The organism is Yersinia sp. 2466 StPb PI (genome assembly GCF_041538325.1).
In the GTDB taxonomy this organism is placed as follows: domain Bacteria; phylum Pseudomonadota; class Gammaproteobacteria; order Enterobacterales; family Enterobacteriaceae; genus Yersinia; species Yersinia enterocolitica_E.
Genome location: NZ_JAULSL010000001.1, coordinates 2,707,431 through 2,725,757, shown reverse-complemented (window position 1 = coordinate 2,725,757; position 18,327 = coordinate 2,707,431). Strand labels below are relative to the sequence as shown.

Here is an 18,327-nt window from a genome sequence, read left to right as displayed (position 1 = left end):
TTGTTCCCTTTAATTGATAATTTTTTGTGTAATAAAATGGGTTACGTCATTAATACCGGCTCGCGGCGAGATTTGATTTTGACGTAACAGATCTTCAATTTGCTGATAGTGCTGGCGGACCTCGGGGTGAGAAAACAGCATTGCAAGTGCATTTGCCTCTACCTGATGACGCACCCAACCAAGATTTTGTTGTTGGCGCAAGGTGGTGAGCTGCCCACTTTGCGTCATGACCGGCCAAAAACTTTGTACTGCTTGCCACACTTCGCGGATACCGCGTTTTTCCAACGCGCTACAGGTGAGAACCCGTGGCTGCCATGCGGGATATTTACGGCGAATGATATGCAGTGCGCTGTGATACATATGGCGGGCGATTTCAACATTGCTATGGTTGTCGCCGTCATCTTTGTTAATCACAATAAAATCGGCCATTTCCACAATGCCTTTCTTAATGCCTTGTAGGTCATCGCCCGCACCGGCGATTTGCAAAGAGATAAAGCAGTCCACCATTTCAGCCACTTCGGTTTCAGACTGCCCAACGCCGACGGTTTCAACGATGATGACGTCGTAGCCTGCGGCCTCACAGAGCAAGATCAACTCGCGGGTACTCTGGCTTATCCCACCGAGGTGGCCCCCTGACGGCACCGGGCGCACAAACGCATGCTCAGCGCGTGAGAGATTCAGCATGCGGGTTTTGTCGCCCAAAATGCTGCCGCCACTGATCGGGCTGCTGGGGTCAACGGCAATCACCGCGACCTTATGCCCTTGTGCCAATAACTCTTCGCCTAGCGCCTCAAGAAAGGTGCTTTTCCCCGCACCGGGTGTGCCAGTAACGCCTAGCCGTTTAGCCTGACCGGTATAAGGCATAATGCGGTCTAACAGCCGAGCGCTTAATGCCTGATGTCGGGGGAGGCGGCTTTCTGCCAGGGTCATGGCTTGCGCTAATGCGGCTCGGTCTCCCTGGCGTAAACGGTGAACGTAGTCCGCCATATTGTCGATATCAATCATGGCGGCGGCTGATGAGTTGTAGAACGTCACGCACGCTAACGAGCATTGGTGTACCCGGCCCATAAATTGCTGCCACACCCTGTTCACGCAAGAAGGCGTAGTCCTGTGGCGGAATAACCCCCCCAGCCACCACCAGAATATCTGGCCGTGCATATTGACGCAGCGCTTCAATCAACTCGGGGATCAATGTTTTGTGGCCGGCGGCAAGGGAAGAAGCACCGATGACGTGAACGTCATTCTCCACCGCCAGACGGGCGATTTCATCCGGTGTTGAGAACATCGGGCTAAGATCGACATCAAAACCGAGGTCAGAGTAAGCGCTGGCAATAACCTTAGCCCCCCGGTCGTGGCCATCCTGGCCCATTTTGGCAATCAGAATTCTGGGTCTGCGCCCATTCTCACTGAAGAACGTTTGGGTCTGCGCCACTATTTGATCAAATTCCTGAGCGTCTTTCTCGCTCTGGTGATAGCTGCGCGCAATGACACCGGTAACGCATTCGCTTGGTACCAGGTAGCGGTCAAACACCCTCTCCATTGCATCTGAGATTTCACCCAGTGTTGCCCGCAGTCGTGCAGCTTGAACTGCGGCTTCCAGTAGATTTTCATGGTTTTCCGCCGCATGACGCAGGTTTAGCAATGCTTGTTGAACCGCGCTGTTATCTCGCTCGGCGCGAATACGTTTAAGTTGTGCAATTTGTTCATTGCGCACTTTAACGTTGTCAATATCCAACACCTGAGTTTCAGCTTCTGTCTCTAACTTATATTTATTCACCCCGACAATAACGCGTTTTCCCTGATCGATAAGTGATTGCTGACTGGCGGACGCCTCTTCAATCATCCGTTTGGGTAGCCCAACCTCAATGGCTTTGGCCATGCCGCCCACATCATCGATCTGTTTGATAATGGTTCTGGCTTGTTTCACCATTTGATCGGTTAATGACTCGACAAAATAAGAGCCTGCCAGCGGGTCAATGGTGCGGCAAATTGCCGATTCTTCCTGAATGATTATTTGTGTATTACGCGCAATGCGTGCTGAGAAATCAGTCGGTAGGCCGAGAGCCTCATCAAAAGCATTGGTATGCAAAGACTGTGTGCCGCCGAGTGTTGCGCCCAGAGCTTCGATGGTAGTACGAATAATATTGTTGTAGGGGTCTTGCTCGGTCAGGCTCCACCCTGAAGTTTGGCAGTGGGTTCGTAGCGCTAATGATTTAGGGTCGGTTGCGCCAAATCCACTGACCGCCTCACTCCAGAGGTAGCGTGCGGCGCGTAACATTGCGATGTTCATAAACAGATCCATGCCAATGCCGAAGAAGAATGAGAGGCGTGGGGCGAAGTCATCAATATTTAAACCGGCATTTAAGGCCGCTTTGATATATTCAATACCATCAGCAATAGTAAAAGCCACTTGCTGCACGCAGTTAGCGCCGGCTTCTCCCATATGGTAGCCACTGATGCTGATAGTGTTGAAGCGCGGCATATTTTGCGAACTCCAGGCGATGATGTCGGAAATAATGCGCATGGAGGGTTTGGGTGGGTAAATATAGGTGTTGCGGCACAGATATTCTTTCAGAATATCGTTCTGAATAGTGCCGGTCAGTAGCGCAGGCTCTACCCCTTGCTCTTCGGCCGCGACGATATAAAACGCCAGAATGGGCAGCACCGCACCATTCATCGTCATCGAAACAGACATTTTATCGAGTGGTATTTGGTCGAACAGAACCTTCATATCCTCAACGCTATCAATTGCCACACCTGCTTTACCCACATCACCAGAAACGCGTGGGTTATCTGAGTCATAACCACGATGAGTGGCAAGATCAAATGCTACAGAAAGACCTTTTTGCCCCGCAGCCAGGTTTTTGCGATAAAAGGCATTTGATTCTTTAGCGGTTGAAAAACCAGCATATTGGCGAATTGTCCAGGGCTGAGCGGCATACATTGTGGCTCTTGGCCCCCTGACGTAGGGTGCAAGACCGGGGAATGAGCCAGTAACCTCTAATCCATCAAGGTCACTGGCGGTATAAAGTGCTTTTACCGCAATACCTTCGGGCGTCTTGCTGATCAAATCTTCTATTTTTTTTCCTCGTTTGCTTAATTCTTTATTAGCGAGGTTTTCCCACTCACGCATATCCACCATTTGTCTTGCTCCCAATTACTGGCAATAGAATGCCTATCGAAGGTTATGAGATATTCCTCGACGAAGGCTTTTGATTTTATTTAAGTAAGCGCTTTTTGCCGTGGGTTGTCGCTGGCAAAAAAGAACAGGGTGTCACGTCATTATTAGTCAGTGGAAATGCATCTAATCTGTGGTTTTGTTCATGTTTTTTTAGGAAAGGCGTCTTTCGTTATGAGATGTTGGTCATAAAAAAAGCACCCTTATTGGTTGGCTAGCCAATAATTGGGGGTGCTATTTATAATAGGCGGGTTATTCGTGCTAACCAGCGAGCGGGTATCTCACTAAAAACGTTCGGGGTGCAGCAAATGCTCAACGGCTTTCTGCGCGTTAATCCAGTGTTGTCCACCAAATAAATTACTGCGGTTCAATAAATAATAAAGCTGATAAATAGGTTGGCGCTCAATAAAATCGGCAGGCAGCGGCCAAACACGCTGATAACCATCATAAATTTGGGCGGGTAAGGCAGGGTAGAGCGGTAACATCGCAAGGTCGCACTCGCGATCTCCCCAATAACAGGCGGGATCAAAAATTACTGGCCCTTGGGCACTGGCAGCACAGTTAGCTGGCCATAAATCACCGTGTAGGAGTGAGGGCTGTGGCTGGTGGCCTTGTAAACGTGCGTGAACTAAGTCAGTTATCTGGTCGATATCACCAAAAGACATGCCTTTTTCCGCCGCTAATTGCAATTGCCAACCGATACGCTGCTCAGCAAAGAATTGCCCCCAGCGGCGCTGCCAGCTATTAGGCTGCGGTGTGGTGGCCAGATCATTATCAAAATCCAGCCCGAATTGCAGTTGTTCGCTCCATTGATGCAGATGGGCTAATTGCTGGCCCAGACAATAGGCGTTATGCGCATCGAGTGGCTTTAGGGGGAGATACTCTAGTAACAGAAAACTGTAATCGCGATCGCTGCCCACGCCGTAGACTTCAGGGACTTGGACTGTTTTGCTGCGGGATAATAAAGCGAGTTGATCAGCTTCGGCGGTAAATATGGGCAACATCTCACGGGTATCGCATTTTACGAAAACCTCAGTCTCACCATAACTGAGACGCCAGGCTTCATGAATATCTCCGCCCGGTAATTCAGTCCTTTCCCGAATTTCGGCGGGACCGAGATATTCACCTAACAGACGATTCACTGCTTGCCACATGATTCACCCCCTATTAGCTGCCAGTTAAACCCTGTGAACTTGAAATTACAGGGTTGTTAGCGACGTTAACTTATCCTAATCACTCGACTACATTAGCGCATCAGGATTAATGAGCCTAATCCATAAGGCTCATCCTGCGGGCTAGCATTAATGCTATTTAAATCGACTCCCGGCCGATTTGACATTCGCTGCTACCTGCAAGTCCAATGACTCTGGCTACAGATCATTAGGTTAGCGTCTTTATGCTGCGAAGAACAAGAGCTGGCGCACAGGGATACCCGTGCCGGATCAAACAAAAGACTGATTCTACTGGTAAAGTGTTAGTCGTTTCGCTGTTTTGCTCATATTACGACAAAAATGGCATGGTAAAAAACTTGCTGCTGGCTGAATCTGAATAATAAATATGCCGTACAGCGTAATGGCCATCCGGCATATTTATTGGGACTTAATTGATTATAGCAGGTTACCTTTCGGCAGGTTTTTAGCGCTAGCAGCTTTGGCCTGAGGGGATATTTTTCGGCCCTTTACGGGTTTTATATGGCTATAAATCAGGGCGACCACAAAGAACAGTGCCTGAATAATGACAATACAGGGACCCGTGGCACCATCAATATGGAAACTGATTAAGGTGCCCAGCACACAGGCCACCACTGACACCAGTGTGGCAACAATCAGCATTTGATCAAAACTACGGCAAACCATAAAGGCGATAATACCGGGGGCGATTAACATGGCGATAACCAGAATAACCCCAACCGCCTGCAATGATGCCACGATGGTCAATGCTAGCAGGCAAAGTAAGCCATAGTGCAGCAATTTGACCGGCAGCCCAATCACCCTGGCATGGTTTGGATCAAAGCAGTAGAGCATGAAATCTTTACGCTTTAATAGCACCACCAACAGAGTGAAGCCGGCAATCCACAATGTCTGTTTCAGTTCCGCTAATGAAATACCCAGCATATTGCCGAATAAAATATGGCTGAGGTGCTGGTCTGTATCCATGCGGGAAAATAGCACCAGGCCAAATGCGAACATACCGGAGAACACAATCCCCATAACGGTATCTTCTTTGACCCGGCTATTATCTTTTAAATAACCGGTGGCAATCGCGCAGAATATACCTGAGACAAAGGCACCGATAACCAGCGGAATACCGAGCCAAAAGGCCAGCACAATGCCTGGTAGCACGGCATGAGAGATAGCATCCCCCATTAATGACCAGCCTTTTAACACCAGATAACAAGACAAGACTGCACACACCACACCGGTAATAATCGCGGCCACTATCGCCCGTTGCATAAAGGGGTAGGCGAAGGGTTCGCTGACCAGACTAAACAATGTATTCATACATTATCCTCTGGCAGGTGGGGTAGTGGGTGACGGCGTTTTTGCCGCGAACGAAAACGGGTCGCCAGTAATCCGTGTTTCGGCGCGAAGAAAAAGGCTAAGAGGAAGACCAGTGTTTGTAAGGTCACAATGACCCCGCCTGTTGCGCCGTCCAGATAGAAGCTGAGATATGCACCAAAGGCACTGGTAAAGGCACCAATGGCAATCGCTATCATCAGTAAGCGGCTGAAACGGTCCGTGAGTAGGTAAGCAGTCGCCCCGGGGGTCACCACCATGGCAATGACTAAGATCGCGCCAACAGTCTGTAAAGCCGCGACAGTACAGGCACTTAACAGGGTGAAGAACAAAATTTTCAGGCGCAGGGGTGATAGTCCTATCGACATAGCGTGGCTTTCATCGAAAAACACCGCCAGCAAGTCTTTCCAGATCAGACATAGAATCACAAACGAAACCAAAATTATGATCTCTACCTGCAATACATCTTCGTCTGCTATCCCCAGAATATTACCGAAAATGATCGACTGGACATTGACCGAGGTAGGGTTGAGCGAAACAATTAATAAACCAACAGCAAAAAAGGTCGAGAAGATGAAACCAATGATGGCATCTTCACGCAGACGAGTGATATGGCGCACTAATGTCATCGCCAATGCGGCGAGCATGCCGGTAAAGAATGCACCAGCGGCATAAGGCAGCCCAAGAGCATAAGCGCCAGCAACCCCCGGAACGACGGAGTGCGATAGCGCATCCCCCATCAGCGACCAACCTTTCAGCATCAGATATGCCGATAAGAATGCGCAGACGGCACCAACAATCGCACTGACCCAGATAGCCTTGACCATGTAATTGTAGTTAAACGGTTGCAGTAACAGTTCCAGCATCAGGGGTTATTCTCCTTTGACTGACTCTGTGCCGGCGGGTCATTCTTGGTGTGACCATAAAATACCGCAGGACGTTCATCATCGGTAATGACCGTGACGGTGCGTGGGTCATTATCATCGTGCAGTGCCGTACCGGAGAGATTGATATGGCGCAGAACACCACCAAAAGTCATTTCGAGATTCTTTTGGGTAAAGGTGGTTTCGGTCGGCCCGGCGGCTAGCACGGTTTGGTTAATCAGAATCACGTGGTCACAAAATTCTGGCACGCTACCGAGGTTATGCGTGGAAACCAGAATCAGATGGCCTTCATCGCGCAATGCCCGCAATAAATCAATAATGGCATTTTCTGTTTTGACGTCAACGCCGGTGAACGGCTCGTCCAATAACAAGACTGAGCCTTGCTGTGCCAACGCGCGGGCCAGAAACACCCGTTTCTTTTGCCCCCCCGATAGCTCACCGATCTGACGTGACCGTAATGCCGTCAAGCCGACTCTCTCAATGGCTTTATCGACAATGGTTTTATCTTCCCGGCTCGGGATGCGCAGAAAATTCATTTTGCCATAACGGCCCATCATGACCACGTCTTCCACCAACACTGGGAAATTCCAGTCGACATCTTCGGTCTGCGGCACGTAAGCGATGGTATTTTGTTTTAAGGCATGGCTGATGGGTTTATGACTCAGCTCTACTTTCCCGACACTGGGTTTAACTAACCCCATAATACTTTTAAACAGTGTCGACTTACCGCTACCATTCACACCGACCAAGGCGCAAATTGTGCCACCGGTCAGTGAGAAACTGGCGTCATAGATAGCAGTATGCCCGTTGTTATAAGTGACAGTGACATTATCCACTACCAGCTCCGGGCGGACAAAAACAGCATGGCTCATTGACCAAATCCTTTCGCGATAGTTTGTACAGTGGCGTTAATCAGATCGATATAAGTGGGGACCGGCCCCTTTTCATTCGACAGAGAATCTACATATAACACACCACCATATTGTGCACCGGTTTCTTTGCTAACTTGTTTCGCCGGTTTATCGGAAATAGTACTTTCACTGAATATCACCGGGATTTTATTTGCGCGCATGGTATCAATCACGTGGCGCACTTGTTGCGGGGAACCTTGCTCTTCCGCATTAATTGGCCACAAGTAAACTTCTTTAAAACCATAATCTTTTGCCAGATAACTGAAGGCACCTTCACTGGTCACTAGCCACCGTTGCTGTGCGGGGATGCGAGATAAACGCTCACGCAACGGGGCATCCAAGGCGGCAATTTTTTCAGCATAAGCTTTGGCATTACGATTATAGGTTTCAGCATGGGTGGGATCGTGCTCCACCAGTGCTTTACGAATATTCTCAATATAGATTAAAGCGTTTGATGGTGACATCCAGGCATGTGGATTCGGAATACCTTTATATGGCCCTTCACGGATAGGCAGGGGGGTGATGCCATCTGTAACCACAGCCGAAGGGACATCTTTAATATTTTCAAAGAAACGCTCAAACCAGCGCTCCAGGTTCATCCCATTCCAGAGAATCAAGTCTGCTGATTGTGCCTTCACGATATCTCGTGGCGTGGGCTGATAGTCGTGAATTTCTGCGCCGGGTTTGGTGATTGACTCAACAATGGCAGCATCACCGGCGACATTCTGCGCAATATCTTGAATAATTGTGAATGTAGTCACAATTTTGAATTTTTTATCAGAGTCGCTGGGTTTATTTTCTGCCAAGGCTGAGTTGCTGATCATCGAGGAGAATGCAACAAGAGCCAATAGGGTAATGGCAGGTAAAAAACGGGGTGTAATACGGCTAATTGAGTGCAGGTAGGGTATTTTTTGCTTAATAAACATGGCGATGTTCCCTTTCTTTAAATGAAAATGATTATCAATATCATTAGCGATGAAGTCAAGCCTTGCCATACAATAAACTAAAACTTACCGATAGTTACTGAATATAGCCTGATCATTATGTTGATAATGGTCAAGCTAGGCCAAAAAATCTATTTGGACGAGGTGACAACTTGTATATGCTACAAAACGGCTTATCAGCACGGGGAATACTGTGAATCCAAAAGTCGGTTGCCTAATGGCAATTTTATTGCTGGCGGGGTGTGCTAAACAAACTCCGTCACCACAAGCAAATAACGGGTGGCTGAAGAAAGCGCCACAGGGTGGTTTACTTAACGCACCGAAAAGCAGCGGCGGTTCAAGTACAGTTGCCTATAGCGATGTAATTAAACAAGCAGCTAGCCATTACGGCGTTGATGAAACGTTGATTAAAGCCATTATTCAGGTGGAGTCTGGTTACAATCCTGATGTGGTGAGCACCTCGAATGCTGTGGGTTTGATGCAGATTAAAGCCTCTACCGCTGGTCGAGATGCCTACCGAATGAAAGGGCGCGATGGTCAACCGAGTTCAGGTGAATTAAAAGATCCGGTGAAGAATATTGATATTGGCGCGGCGTATATCAATATTTTGCAAAACCAGCAGTTAGCGGGGATAAGTGATCCGCAAACATTGCGTTATGCCACCATCGTTTCTTATGCCAATGGTGCGGGGGCGATGCTACGGACTTTTTCATCAGATAAACGTCTGGCAGTAAATAAAATAAATAGTCTTAGCCCGAACGAGTTTTATCAGCATATACAAAAGAAACATCCGGCCGCACAAGCACCACGCTATTTGTGGAAAGTAGATACCGCGTACCGGGCAATGTCAGAGTAATATTAAAACGCTAACCGATGTAGTCTTATAGGCGCCGTAACTGTTATCAGTATAAACATCGGCTAGCGTTTCCCTCTCCAATCTCACTCTTGGTTATGCAAGTGCTGGATGGTAGTTGGCAATAATGTCCAGGATGCCGTTTATAATAAATTGTACGCCCATACACACCAGCAAGAACCCCATCAAGCGTGAAATAGCTTCAATGCCGCTTTTGCCCACCCAGCGCATAATGGCCCCGGAACTGAGCAGTGAACCCCATAAAATCAATGAAACACAAAGAAAAATCAGCACTGGGGCAACCGTAACGACCCATGGGCTGAATACAGCATGGCCTTTCATTGATGCGGCAGAACTGATTATCATGGCAATAGTACCTGGCCCAGCGGTACTTGGCATCGCCAGTGGCACAAAGGCGATATTAATAGATTTTCGCTTCTTTAAATCCTGCGATTTTGCTTCTAATTGCGTATCTTCAGCTGATTGCTGCGGAAAAAGCATACGAAAACCAATAAACGCCACAATTAGCCCACCGGCAATCCGCAAACCGGGAATAGAAATACCGAAGGTATTCATCACAACCTGGCCGGCATAATAAGCGATGGTCATAATAAAGAAGACATAGATTGATGCCATCTTCGATTGCTGATTGCGCTCCTCGCTGGTCATGTTGCCAGATAACCCAAGTAATAGGGCTACCGTTGTCAACGGGTTTGCCAGTGGCAGCAGTAATACCAAGCCTAAACCAATGGCTTTACATAATTCGAAAATATCTTGCATCAGTCTTACTCCGAAAATAACATCAAACGCCCCGATGAAAGTAAAGCATATCAGGCAATTAGTCGTACATTGGGTAAATATATTGCAACAGTGCATTATTCCCTACTTTGCCACTCTACGCGATACGTCAGGCAAAAGGCTATCGGGGATTAACTCATAGCTGATGAATCACTGGTAAGTGAGCGGGTTGAGTGAATAAATGCTGCTAACGCTACGGTAACTTATATGTGATATAGATCAAATCTCTGGCGAGCAACAGTTGGTTCAATAGGGTAGATCCAGAATAATCATGTCAGCATTAATTTCTGCAAGGAATACGGTTTTGTGCATTTGTGATATCAGCGTTGAAGACGAATATACTCGTCAGCCACTATCGGCTTCTGCTGCATGGGTGTTAGATACGCAGGCCGCGCGTGCGCGTGGTCGGTTACGTTTTTTAAAACCTAAGCGTGAAGCCCGGCCGCGTTGGCGTTTAGCCCCCCTGAAAGATACTTACGAAATTCGTTTTTATCCTAACCGTATGCCAGAACTCTGGTTCTTCAGTGCGGAGAATGCGGCCAGAAAACGGCTCTAATAGTTAAATGTGGAGTAAGCTGATATGGCCTTTAACGCCGATGAACGCAATGCGCTGTTAGCCGTCAAAGGGGTCGGGCCAACGGTAGTCACCCGCCTGGAACAACTCGGTTTTACCTCCCTTGCGCAACTCAGTCAGGCGGATATGGGTGAAATTGTCACCAGTGCGGCGGCCATGGTGGGTTCTACTTGTTGGAAGAATAGCCCGCAAGCGCGCTCAGCGATTCAAGCTGCCATAGAGTTGGCTAAAACGCACACATCTGAGTGAGCCCGTTGCAGCCACCTCCCGTCTGGGCCTCTCTTCATGAGGTCAACTATCTGCATTCACTCACAGCGCTTATTGCTTCTGCTGTGGCTTCTCTGAATATGGCAGCAGTAAGTCATCCAGTATTTGCATTCTTTCTGCTACCGGAAGATATAGCCAACGCGTAAACCAAGGTGTTTTGGCGGTGCATTGCTGGTGTGTTTGTTGGAAGTAGCGTTCGAGATCCGACAGATCGTCTGTAATCTTTTGCATTATATTTCTCCCCTCGTTGACCGGTGAACAAATCATAGGCAACAAAATACGGAAGAAAAACGGATGGAAAGTATTATTTTGTTCCGTATTTATCATTGTCAGGGCAAAAGCTAAATAGTGAGAGATGCACGGTAGGGGGGCGGTTGCGCGTTTTTGGCGCGAGAAATGGTGGATAGCGACCAAATAAAACGCCCCGATTGCATGAACAATCGGGGCGGCGTTCCAGTAACCATTGCTACACGGAAACGGAAATTGATTATGAGCACATCCTGTAGAAATAGCAATACACCCAGCGCTACTCAAAAGCAATAGATCATAATGTAAATCATTGTTGGTGGTGATAAACACCTTTACACAACCAATGTCAGCCGTCTCTGTAGGTTTTTTGTTCCCAATTCGTTTCTTTGCCAATACCGTAATGCAGCCAACGTTAAATTAGGGGGTGAGTCCCCCTTGTTGCATTCGTTGTTCAATCCAGCGGCGAGCCTGAACAATTTCCGCCACCGGTTCCTCTGCTTTCTCCGTCCACATTTCAATCAGGAATGCGCCGCGATAATTGAGTTGATTAAGTGTCTTAAAAACATTGACGAAATCCACGCATCCTTCACCAAAAGGCACATCACGAAATTGCCCTGGTGACTGGTCAGTGACTGGATAAGTATCTTTCAGATGAATGGCTGCAATACGGTCAATTCCTATCGATAACTCATTACTGACATCATTACCCCAGGCACTCAGGTTGCCGACATCAGGATAAACCGTGAACCACGGTGAAGCGAGGCAGTTATCCCAGACCTTCCATTTACTGATCGAATTGATAAACGGCGTGTCCATTATTTCGACCGCCAACATAACCTGCGCGGCGGCTGCCTGTTGTACTGCCCATTGCAGCCCTTCGGTAAAGCGCTTTAGAGTGCCAGCATCCTGCTCTTCGTAATAGACATCATAGCCCGCCAACTGAATGGTGCGGATACCCACGTCTTTCGCCAATTGAATCGCTTGTTGCATCAAAAGGTAGGCCTGCTTTCTCAACTCGTCATCATGGCTGCCAAAAGGGAAGCGGCGATGAGCCGACAAGCACATGGAAGGGATTGCAATCCCGGTTTCTAACATGGCATCAACCAGAGATAAACGCTGTGCTTTGCTCCAACTGAGCCGCGCTAACCTTTCATCTGTTTCATCGATAGACATTTCAACAAAATCAAAACCACATGCTTTGGCTAAGGCTAAACGCTCAGGCCAGCTCAAGTGTTTAGGCAATGCTTTTTCATAAATACCTAATGGATGTTGGCGCATATTATTTCCCCCAAATAGCGTCAATGGCATGGTGGAACGCGGTGGCGGTGGCTACGGGATGTTCGGCTTCAGACAGTGCACGGCCGACAATAAAGGCACGTACCGCAATGGTGTGGAAGAGGGGTAAATCAGCAGGAGTGATACCGCCGGTAACCGACAGTTCGATTCCTAAGTCGGACAGTGTCTGCATCCTCTCTAGATCAGCCTGACTCCAGCTTTGTCCGCTGGCTTGAGCATCGCGGCCACGATGATAAATGGCTTGAGTTAACCCTAAGTCACGCCAGTTTTTAGCGTCATTTAGCGTCCAGTGGCCAAACAGTTCTATCTGGATATCGCCATCATGTTGCTTTGCCACCTCCAATGCGGCTGCCATGGTGGCGAGAGGGGCTGCGCAAATCACCGTCATCCAGTTTGCGCCGGCAGAAAATGCTTGCTGCGCCAGTGTGGCGCCCGCGTCAGCCACTTTAAGATCAGCGACCAGCGTATGTTGTGGATACCGTTGACGTAGAGTTTTGACCGCCTGAATACCTTCACTGATACACAGGATGGTACCGGCCTCGATGATATCGACATGGCGGTGCAGCAACGCGGTGGTCGCCAGTGCGGCATCAAGCCGGGTATTGTCCAGTGCGAGTTGTAATTGCGGCCTGAGGTGCTGAGTTGTCATAGTATCAATGTCCTAAATAGAGTCGGTGCCGCAACCTTGCCTGAGCAATAGAAGCTCATTGCAAAGTGCCAAGAGCAGCAACCAGTGCCTGATAGCGGAGATATTTCTCCTGATATGCTTGTCGGGCGTGCTGATCGGGTTGCAGAGTGTGCAGTTGCGGGGTTAAGGCCTGCTGAGCATCACTGAAATCGACAAAGCGCCCCGTGCCAACCATTGCCGCCAGTGATGCGCCCAGGCAACCCGTCTCCTCAACTTGCGGCAGCTCTACCGGTAACCCGCTGATGTCGGCAAACATCTGCATCCATTGCAGTGATTGAGCCGGTCCGCCGGTAATCCGTAGTGCGCTGACGGCCGAAAAGCGTTTCAGCATTCGGTTGAGGTGGGTCATATGGCTGAATACCACCCCTTCGTAGATGGCTTGCACCAGATGTTGGCGCTGGTGGAAAGATTGCATGCCATAAAATCCGGCACACATTCCTAATCCAGCGTTGGAGCCATATAAAAACGGCACAAACAGTAGCTGGCTACCTGCTTTGGGTAACTGTGCTACCCATTGATTAAGCTGTTGGTAGTCTGTTTTCCCGCCCTCAGCACCAAACCATTGGTGGGTAAACCATTCCAGATTGGCCGCAGAGGTCGGGCTGGCTTCATGCACGATGTATTTACCTGCTTCGGCATAACGGCCATAAACAAAGGGATATTCAACATCAGCTTTAAGCTGGTCGGTGATTCCCGAGGTCACCGACCAGGTCCCCATCACTGCATTTAATCGGCTTTCATCCTTCAGGCCAGCACAGAGGGCGGTAGAGACCACATCAAACAAACCGCCGACAACGGGGAGGCCAACCGGCAGACCGGTGGCATTGGCGGCAGCCTGAGTGATGGTGCCGACAATTTGTGCCGAACCCACAATCGGTGGCAGGGCTGCCATAACTTCAGGGATACCTAACAGTTGTGCCAGTGCGGGTTGATAGCCACCTTCGGCCATCGGATAGAGATTAGATTCTGAGATATTGGTCTCTTCGCAACCTAATTGGTCGGTCAGGCAGTAACGCAAATAGTCGTGGGCCATCAGAATGCTGCCAATCTGCTCATAACGGCTGGGTTGATGTTCTTTCAACCAGCGCAGCAAGGATACCGGGTGCCCGGTCCACAATGTTTGGCGGGTGATTGGATAGAGCATTTGTGGGATGCCATCTCGTTGCCACTGTTTAACCAATGACAGCGCCCGTTGGTCAGAGGATAATATGGCATTGCCTAATGGCTCACCTTTTTTATCAAGTAAAAACAGTCCCTTACCTTGAGCAGAAATGCCCACGCCCTGAATACTGCTGGGGGGAATCGTGTGGCGGGCTAACAGTTGGCGAATCACCGCACTCATTGCCTGCCATAGCACAGTCATATCGCGCTCAGCCCATCCCGGCTGGGGGCTGATAATGGCTAAATTTTGCCGCGCGATCCCGCATTCGTTACCGTCTCGGTCATACAGACCCGCTTTAATAAAGGTGCCGCCACAATCGATACCCAACCAATATTCCATTTCAGCCTCCGGTCAGCTTTTTTGTCTATTTTGGGCAGCAACAGTGCCAATAAGGAGGCGACAGCTAGTGATATAAATATCAAGTATATTTATATAAAAAGACGCCTTTCCTATTTATTATTAATGTTTAAATTTAAGGATGATTAATTTTTCATCCGAGATTATTCCGCTGGATATTTATTTAAACTCTCGAGGTTAATCCATTGGCTAAATATTTTAAGGACTCACTGCTCTTAATTCTCCTTCAAGATGAAAATAAGTATCCTGCTGAATTTTATTGATTTTAATTACATTTCTAAGATTTTTTTCCAAACCAGGTCATTAATGGGAATACCATCGCGCTGATTTTCCGCTTTAACGCGTGGGAATTTATGCCCTGGTAGACGAATAGCGACATCAGGGTTATCGCGCTCAGCTTGAGTGACATAATCACAAATGCGTTTTAATTTTTCATCGCGAGTTTTGCCATCAATCAGACGGTCGATTTCAATGGCAATAAACACTTGTGAGATACAGAATTCATCTGATTTGTCTTGCGTGACTTCGGCAACGGATAAACCGCCAGAGAGCAGGGTGGCAATCATATCCAGCACAATGGATAAACCAGAACCTTTCCAATAACCCATTGGCAGGATGCGCCGGTTTTTCTCAACAATGGCCGGATCCCGCGTGAGATTGCCGTCATTATCGAAACCACCATCCACGGGCAATGTATTGCCCGCCAATCGGTTAACTTCCAGCATGCCATAAGAGAACATCGACATAGACATATCGACCATAGTGATGGTTTCACCGGGAACGGCAATGATCAGAGGATTGGTGCCGATACGGCACTCTTTGGCTCCCCACGGCGGCATTACAGCAATTGAGTTTGTCCAGCAGATGCCAATATAACCTTGTTCTGCCGCTTGCCAGCCGTAGGCACCACCGCGCATCCAATGGTTAGCATTGCGCAAGGCCACCACCCCAATACCATGCTGATCCGCTAATACCATGGCACGATCCATCATTTGTTTGGCGGTTAAATTGCCAATAGCCTGATGAGCATCCCATTGCTCGATAGCCCCGAGTGCTAATGCCTTCGTTGGAATAGCATCAGGCACGATATCACCGGCTTCCAATTGTTGAATAAAACGTGGGAATCGATTTACGCCGTGGGAATAAACACCGTATTCAGTGGATTGCGCAAACATCTCGGCACAAGCATCAGCGGTAACTTCACTCACTTTTCGCGCCAATAGTACCCGTTTAAACTCTGCCTTTAACTGCTGGTAACTGACTCTCATTGCGCGCTCCCCTGAATAATTTAAAAATTGAAGTGTATTTTTTTGATGCGCTAAATTTCAATATACGAAATCACATTTCAAATTAATGCTATACCTCCACAGAAGTGAAGTCAAAGCAGCGCCGTAGTTAAATGTTTTTTAAAAACAATCAGTTATATTGTTTTTAGTCAAAATGTGATCACCACCTCGTTTTGTTGATTATTTAGGCAGTGTGGCGCACAGATACGACGTGGTCGTACGCAGGATAATCCTGTTTTATTATGGGGTTACGAGGGTTAATGCCGGATGAATCCGGCATGGATAGGGGGCTGGGTTATGGGTTTTTCTCAGCCATAAGTATTCACTCTGATGCGATACAGTGAAGTACCGGCAGTGATATAAAGTTCATCACCGTTCGGTCCGCCAAAAGTGCAATTTGATACCCGCTCAGGAACTGAAATCTTACCCAGTAATGTTGCTTGTGGGGTAAAAACCAGCACACCATCCGCACAACTGCAAAATAGATTGCCCGCATGATCGACACAGAATCCATCAGGGAAGCCCGGTGATATTTCTGCAAAAACACGGCCATCACCCAGTTGTAACCCAATTACGGGGTAAACCCGCAACTGCCGCCGGCCGAGGGTGGGGAAATCGACAATTGACATATCCGCCACATACAGCAGTTGTTCATCTGGCGAAAAAGCCAGCCCGTTTGGTCGCTGTAAGTCACAAGCGGCGATACGTAGTGAGCTATCTTTAGGATCGAAACAGTACAAGTAGCAGCCAATAACCTGACTTTCTGATTTATAGCCCTCGTCGTCGCCGGTAATGCCATAAGGCGGATCGGTAAACCATAAGGTACCGTCTGATTTCACTACAATGTCGTTGGGCGAGTTAAAACGCTTGCCGTCGATACGATCAACTAATAGCGTGATATTGCCTTGTATATCAGTCTGGCTGATACCGCGTCGGCCATGCTCACAACTGACAATCGAGCCATTAGCCATACGGGCATTACCATTAGCAAAGTTGGACGGTGACCGGTAGAGGCTGAGTTCGCCGTCGCGACACCAGCGAAACATCCGGTTCCCTTTTACATCACTGAATACCACCGCATTTTCTTGTGGTAACCAGACCGGCCCTTCCGCCCAGATAGCTGGGGAGCATAAACATTCCAGTGGGCTATCGGCGGCCAACACCGCCGATAATTCACCAATACCTGTCTCAGCCAGCGTTAATGTGGTCATGGTTGCTGCCTCCGACGGCGTATTTACGCCTGACTTATTTCACGCCCCAAATAGCTTTATAGTGACCCTGATAATCGTTCTGTGGGTCAAACATCTGTTTATCACCCCCGTCGCTGCTTATATTGTCGCGGGTAACCAAATGAGCAGGAGTCACGTAGCCAGAGGGAGGCTGTTTGGCGAATGCACGGTTAAATTCATCCAGTAGTTGCCAGCCATGCAGCTTCAACGGCTCCGGCACCGTAGCTGACTGGCTGTCGCCAGAGCGGATGCGTTGATAGGCAGAAATAGAGCCATCCCCCGCCGAAATATTGTAAGGCGCGTTCTTGCCACCTTTACCAGCCGTTTTCAGGGCAGGGGCCATAAAATCAAAGTAGAGGTCGTTAATTGCTAAAGCGTATTGGAAGTTATCACCGTATTTTTGTAACAGGCTGAAAGTCATTGCTGGCATACGGTTGGCGGTATCTGCCAACGGGGTATCAATAAATTCAATCACCTGGCATCCGGTGCATTTCTCAATGGTTTGTTTCATCACATTGGCTTTGTCCAACGCGATTTGATACAGCGAATCAGTGAAAATCAGTACCTTGGCCTGACCTTCTGATTTTGCTACGGCATACAGTGCAGCAATACGGGCTACATCATTGGAGTCGGAGGTAACATTATAAAAAATATTGTAATTCTTCACCGGACCCGGCTCTGGGACGGCATGCCAGGCGGTCAGCACAATACCTTGTGCAATGGCTTTTTTGAGTGGTATTTTCGCGACATTGGGATTCCAACCACCGATAACAATACCGTCAGGTTTTTGTGCAATCGCCTGATTTAATGATGATAACTGATCTTTAACCGAGCCTCCGCCATCAAGTGTTTCCAGCTTCCAGCCAGCGGCTTTGGCCGCTTGTGATAAGCCTTCTTGTACTCCTTGCACGCCGCCGTTTTTCATATCAGAAGCAATAAAAATAATATGCTTATTGGGTTGCAGTGCTGGGCCACTGGTGGGGCCATCCCATTCAGTCACCGTTGATGTGGCCTTACTGACTGCGGCCTTGGCTTCATCAAGATAGCTGTCAGCCCAGCCGGGTAATGCTGTGGTAAATAGCGTGGTAAAAACTAAGCCCTGTAGTATCAAATTGCGTTTCATATTCTGTTCCTT

The 18,327-nt window shown here is 48.3% G+C and carries 18 protein-coding genes; 3 read left to right on the top strand and 15 right to left on the bottom strand.

The features are described 5' to 3' along the window. Nucleotides 1-9: 9 nt before the first annotated feature. The 7 genes from meaB to yfeA all read right to left on the bottom strand — a co-directional run bounded on the left by meaB (nt 10) and on the right by yfeA (nt 8,415). Nucleotides 10-1,005, bottom strand: coding sequence for a methylmalonyl Co-A mutase-associated GTPase MeaB (meaB, locus tag Q2T72_RS12330; protein WP_372569242.1), 996 nt, complete (start codon nt 1,003-1,005; stop codon nt 10-12). After that, the gene (gene scpA, locus Q2T72_RS12325; protein WP_083158676.1) at nt 998-3,142 is read right to left on the bottom strand and encodes a methylmalonyl-CoA mutase; all 2,145 of its coding nucleotides are present in this window, start codon (nt 3,140-3,142) and stop codon (nt 998-1,000) included. Before scpA ends, meaB begins: the two co-directional genes overlap by 8 nt. 320 nt (nt 3,143-3,462) lie before the next feature. Beyond that, the gene (locus Q2T72_RS12320) at nt 3,463-4,332 is read right to left on the bottom strand and encodes a fructosamine kinase family protein (RefSeq protein WP_083158677.1); all 870 of its coding nucleotides are present in this window, start codon (nt 4,330-4,332) and stop codon (nt 3,463-3,465) included. 453 nt (nt 4,333-4,785) lie between these two features. Continuing rightward, nucleotides 4,786-5,679: an iron/manganese ABC transporter permease subunit YfeD gene (gene yfeD / locus Q2T72_RS12315; RefSeq protein WP_083158678.1), complete on the bottom strand. Its 894-nt coding sequence runs from the start codon at nt 5,677-5,679 to the stop codon at nt 4,786-4,788. Beyond that, nucleotides 5,676-6,560, bottom strand: a complete 885-nt coding sequence (gene yfeC / locus Q2T72_RS12310) for an iron/manganese ABC transporter permease subunit YfeC (RefSeq protein ID WP_083158679.1) — start codon at nt 6,558-6,560, stop codon at nt 5,676-5,678. The genes yfeD and yfeC overlap by 4 nt, the downstream gene beginning before the upstream one ends. After that, nucleotides 6,560-7,450 carry an iron/manganese ABC transporter ATP-binding protein YfeB gene (yfeB, locus tag Q2T72_RS12305; protein ID WP_083158680.1) on the bottom strand — a complete coding sequence of 297 codons (891 nt, stop codon included), beginning with the start codon at nt 7,448-7,450 and terminating at the stop codon, nt 6,560-6,562. The genes yfeC and yfeB overlap by 1 nt, the downstream gene beginning before the upstream one ends. After that, on the bottom strand, nt 7,447-8,415 hold the full coding sequence (gene yfeA / locus Q2T72_RS12300) for an iron/manganese ABC transporter substrate-binding protein YfeA (protein ID WP_083158681.1): 969 nt from the start codon (nt 8,413-8,415) through the stop codon (nt 7,447-7,449). The genes yfeB and yfeA overlap by 4 nt, the downstream gene beginning before the upstream one ends. Nucleotides 8,416-8,626: 211 nt before the next feature. Here yfeA and Q2T72_RS12295 point away from each other — a divergent pair, with 211 nt between their 5' ends. Beyond that, nucleotides 8,627-9,289, top strand: a complete 663-nt coding sequence (locus Q2T72_RS12295; RefSeq protein WP_372569241.1) for a transglycosylase SLT domain-containing protein — start codon at nt 8,627-8,629, stop codon at nt 9,287-9,289. 93 nt (nt 9,290-9,382) lie between these two features. On the opposite strand, the gene Q2T72_RS12290 is transcribed toward Q2T72_RS12295, so the two are convergent. Further along, on the bottom strand, nt 9,383-10,066 hold the full coding sequence (locus Q2T72_RS12290) for a MarC family NAAT transporter (protein ID WP_083158683.1): 684 nt from the start codon (nt 10,064-10,066) through the stop codon (nt 9,383-9,385). 322 nt (nt 10,067-10,388) lie between these two features. On the opposite strand from Q2T72_RS12290, the gene Q2T72_RS12285 reads away from it, so the two are divergent. After that, the gene (locus Q2T72_RS12285; protein WP_193784813.1) at nt 10,389-10,640 is read left to right on the top strand and encodes a hypothetical protein; all 252 of its coding nucleotides are present in this window, start codon (nt 10,389-10,391) and stop codon (nt 10,638-10,640) included. Between the two features lie 24 nt (nt 10,641-10,664). Further along, entirely contained in the window at nt 10,665-10,907 is a 243-nt protein-coding gene (locus Q2T72_RS12280) for a Pathogenicity locus (RefSeq protein WP_083158685.1), read from the top strand. A 69-nt stretch (nt 10,908-10,976) separates the two neighbouring features. Here the strand turns inward: Q2T72_RS12280 and Q2T72_RS12275 are convergent, their stop codons facing one another. The 7 genes from Q2T72_RS12275 to Q2T72_RS12245 form a co-directional block, all read right to left on the bottom strand. Beyond that, entirely contained in the window at nt 10,977-11,156 is a 180-nt protein-coding gene (locus Q2T72_RS12275; RefSeq protein WP_083163601.1) for a hypothetical protein, read from the bottom strand. A 435-nt stretch (nt 11,157-11,591) separates the two neighbouring features. Beyond that, nucleotides 11,592-12,452 (bottom strand): L-ribulose-5-phosphate 3-epimerase, encoded by an 861-nt coding sequence (locus tag Q2T72_RS12270; protein WP_083158686.1) that lies wholly within the window; start codon nt 12,450-12,452, stop codon nt 11,592-11,594. Nucleotide 12,453: 1 nt separating this feature from the next. Further along, entirely contained in the window at nt 12,454-13,119 is a 666-nt protein-coding gene (ulaD, locus tag Q2T72_RS12265) for a 3-keto-L-gulonate-6-phosphate decarboxylase UlaD (protein WP_083158687.1), read from the bottom strand. A gap of 55 nt (nt 13,120-13,174) precedes the next feature. Then, on the bottom strand, nt 13,175-14,659 hold the full coding sequence (locus Q2T72_RS12260) for an FGGY-family carbohydrate kinase (RefSeq protein WP_372569240.1): 1,485 nt from the start codon (nt 14,657-14,659) through the stop codon (nt 13,175-13,177). Between the two features lie 287 nt (nt 14,660-14,946). Next, complete coding sequence (yiaK, locus tag Q2T72_RS12255; protein WP_372569239.1) at nt 14,947-15,945, bottom strand: 3-dehydro-L-gulonate 2-dehydrogenase; 999 nt, start codon at nt 15,943-15,945, stop codon at nt 14,947-14,949. Nucleotides 15,946-16,271: 326 nt separating this feature from the next. Beyond that, nucleotides 16,272-17,174, bottom strand: a complete 903-nt coding sequence (locus Q2T72_RS12250; RefSeq protein ID WP_227746531.1) for an SMP-30/gluconolactonase/LRE family protein — start codon at nt 17,172-17,174, stop codon at nt 16,272-16,274. Between the two features lie 34 nt (nt 17,175-17,208). Beyond that, nucleotides 17,209-18,315: a substrate-binding domain-containing protein gene (locus tag Q2T72_RS12245; protein ID WP_083158690.1), complete on the bottom strand. Its 1,107-nt coding sequence runs from the start codon at nt 18,313-18,315 to the stop codon at nt 17,209-17,211. Between the last annotated feature and the right edge of the window lie 12 nt (nt 18,316-18,327).

Bases quoted from the DNA above. Each gene is read 5' to 3' on its own strand.
- meaB (WP_372569242.1), bottom strand. From the start codon at position 1,005: ATGATTGATATCGACAATATGGCGGACTACGTTCACCGTTTACGCCAG.
- scpA (WP_083158676.1), bottom strand. From the start codon at position 3,142: ATGGTGGATATGCGTGAGTGGGAAAACCTCGCTAATAAAGAATTAAGC.
- Q2T72_RS12320 (WP_083158677.1), bottom strand. From the start codon at position 4,332: ATGTGGCAAGCAGTGAATCGTCTGTTAGGTGAATATCTCGGTCCCGCC.
- yfeD (WP_083158678.1), bottom strand. From the start codon at position 5,679: ATGAATACATTGTTTAGTCTGGTCAGCGAACCCTTCGCCTACCCCTTT.
- yfeC (WP_083158679.1), bottom strand. From the start codon at position 6,560: ATGCTGGAACTGTTACTGCAACCGTTTAACTACAATTACATGGTCAAG.
- yfeB (WP_083158680.1), bottom strand. From the start codon at position 7,450: ATGAGCCATGCTGTTTTTGTCCGCCCGGAGCTGGTAGTGGATAATGTC.
- yfeA (WP_083158681.1), bottom strand. From the start codon at position 8,415: ATGTTTATTAAGCAAAAAATACCCTACCTGCACTCAATTAGCCGTATT.
- Q2T72_RS12290 (WP_083158683.1), bottom strand. From the start codon at position 10,066: ATGCAAGATATTTTCGAATTATGTAAAGCCATTGGTTTAGGCTTGGTA.
- Q2T72_RS12280 (WP_083158685.1), top strand. From the start codon at position 10,665: ATGGCCTTTAACGCCGATGAACGCAATGCGCTGTTAGCCGTCAAAGGG.
- Q2T72_RS12275 (WP_083163601.1), bottom strand. From the start codon at position 11,156: ATGCAAAAGATTACAGACGATCTGTCGGATCTCGAACGCTACTTCCAA.
- Q2T72_RS12270 (WP_083158686.1), bottom strand. From the start codon at position 12,452: ATGCGCCAACATCCATTAGGTATTTATGAAAAAGCATTGCCTAAACAC.
- ulaD (WP_083158687.1), bottom strand. From the start codon at position 13,119: ATGACAACTCAGCACCTCAGGCCGCAATTACAACTCGCACTGGACAAT.
- Q2T72_RS12260 (WP_372569240.1), bottom strand. From the start codon at position 14,659: ATGGAATATTGGTTGGGTATCGATTGTGGCGGCACCTTTATTAAAGCG.
- yiaK (WP_372569239.1), bottom strand. From the start codon at position 15,945: ATGAGAGTCAGTTACCAGCAGTTAAAGGCAGAGTTTAAACGGGTACTA.
- Q2T72_RS12250 (WP_227746531.1), bottom strand. From the start codon at position 17,174: ATGACCACATTAACGCTGGCTGAGACAGGTATTGGTGAATTATCGGCG.
- Q2T72_RS12245 (WP_083158690.1), bottom strand. From the start codon at position 18,315: ATGAAACGCAATTTGATACTACAGGGCTTAGTTTTTACCACGCTATTT.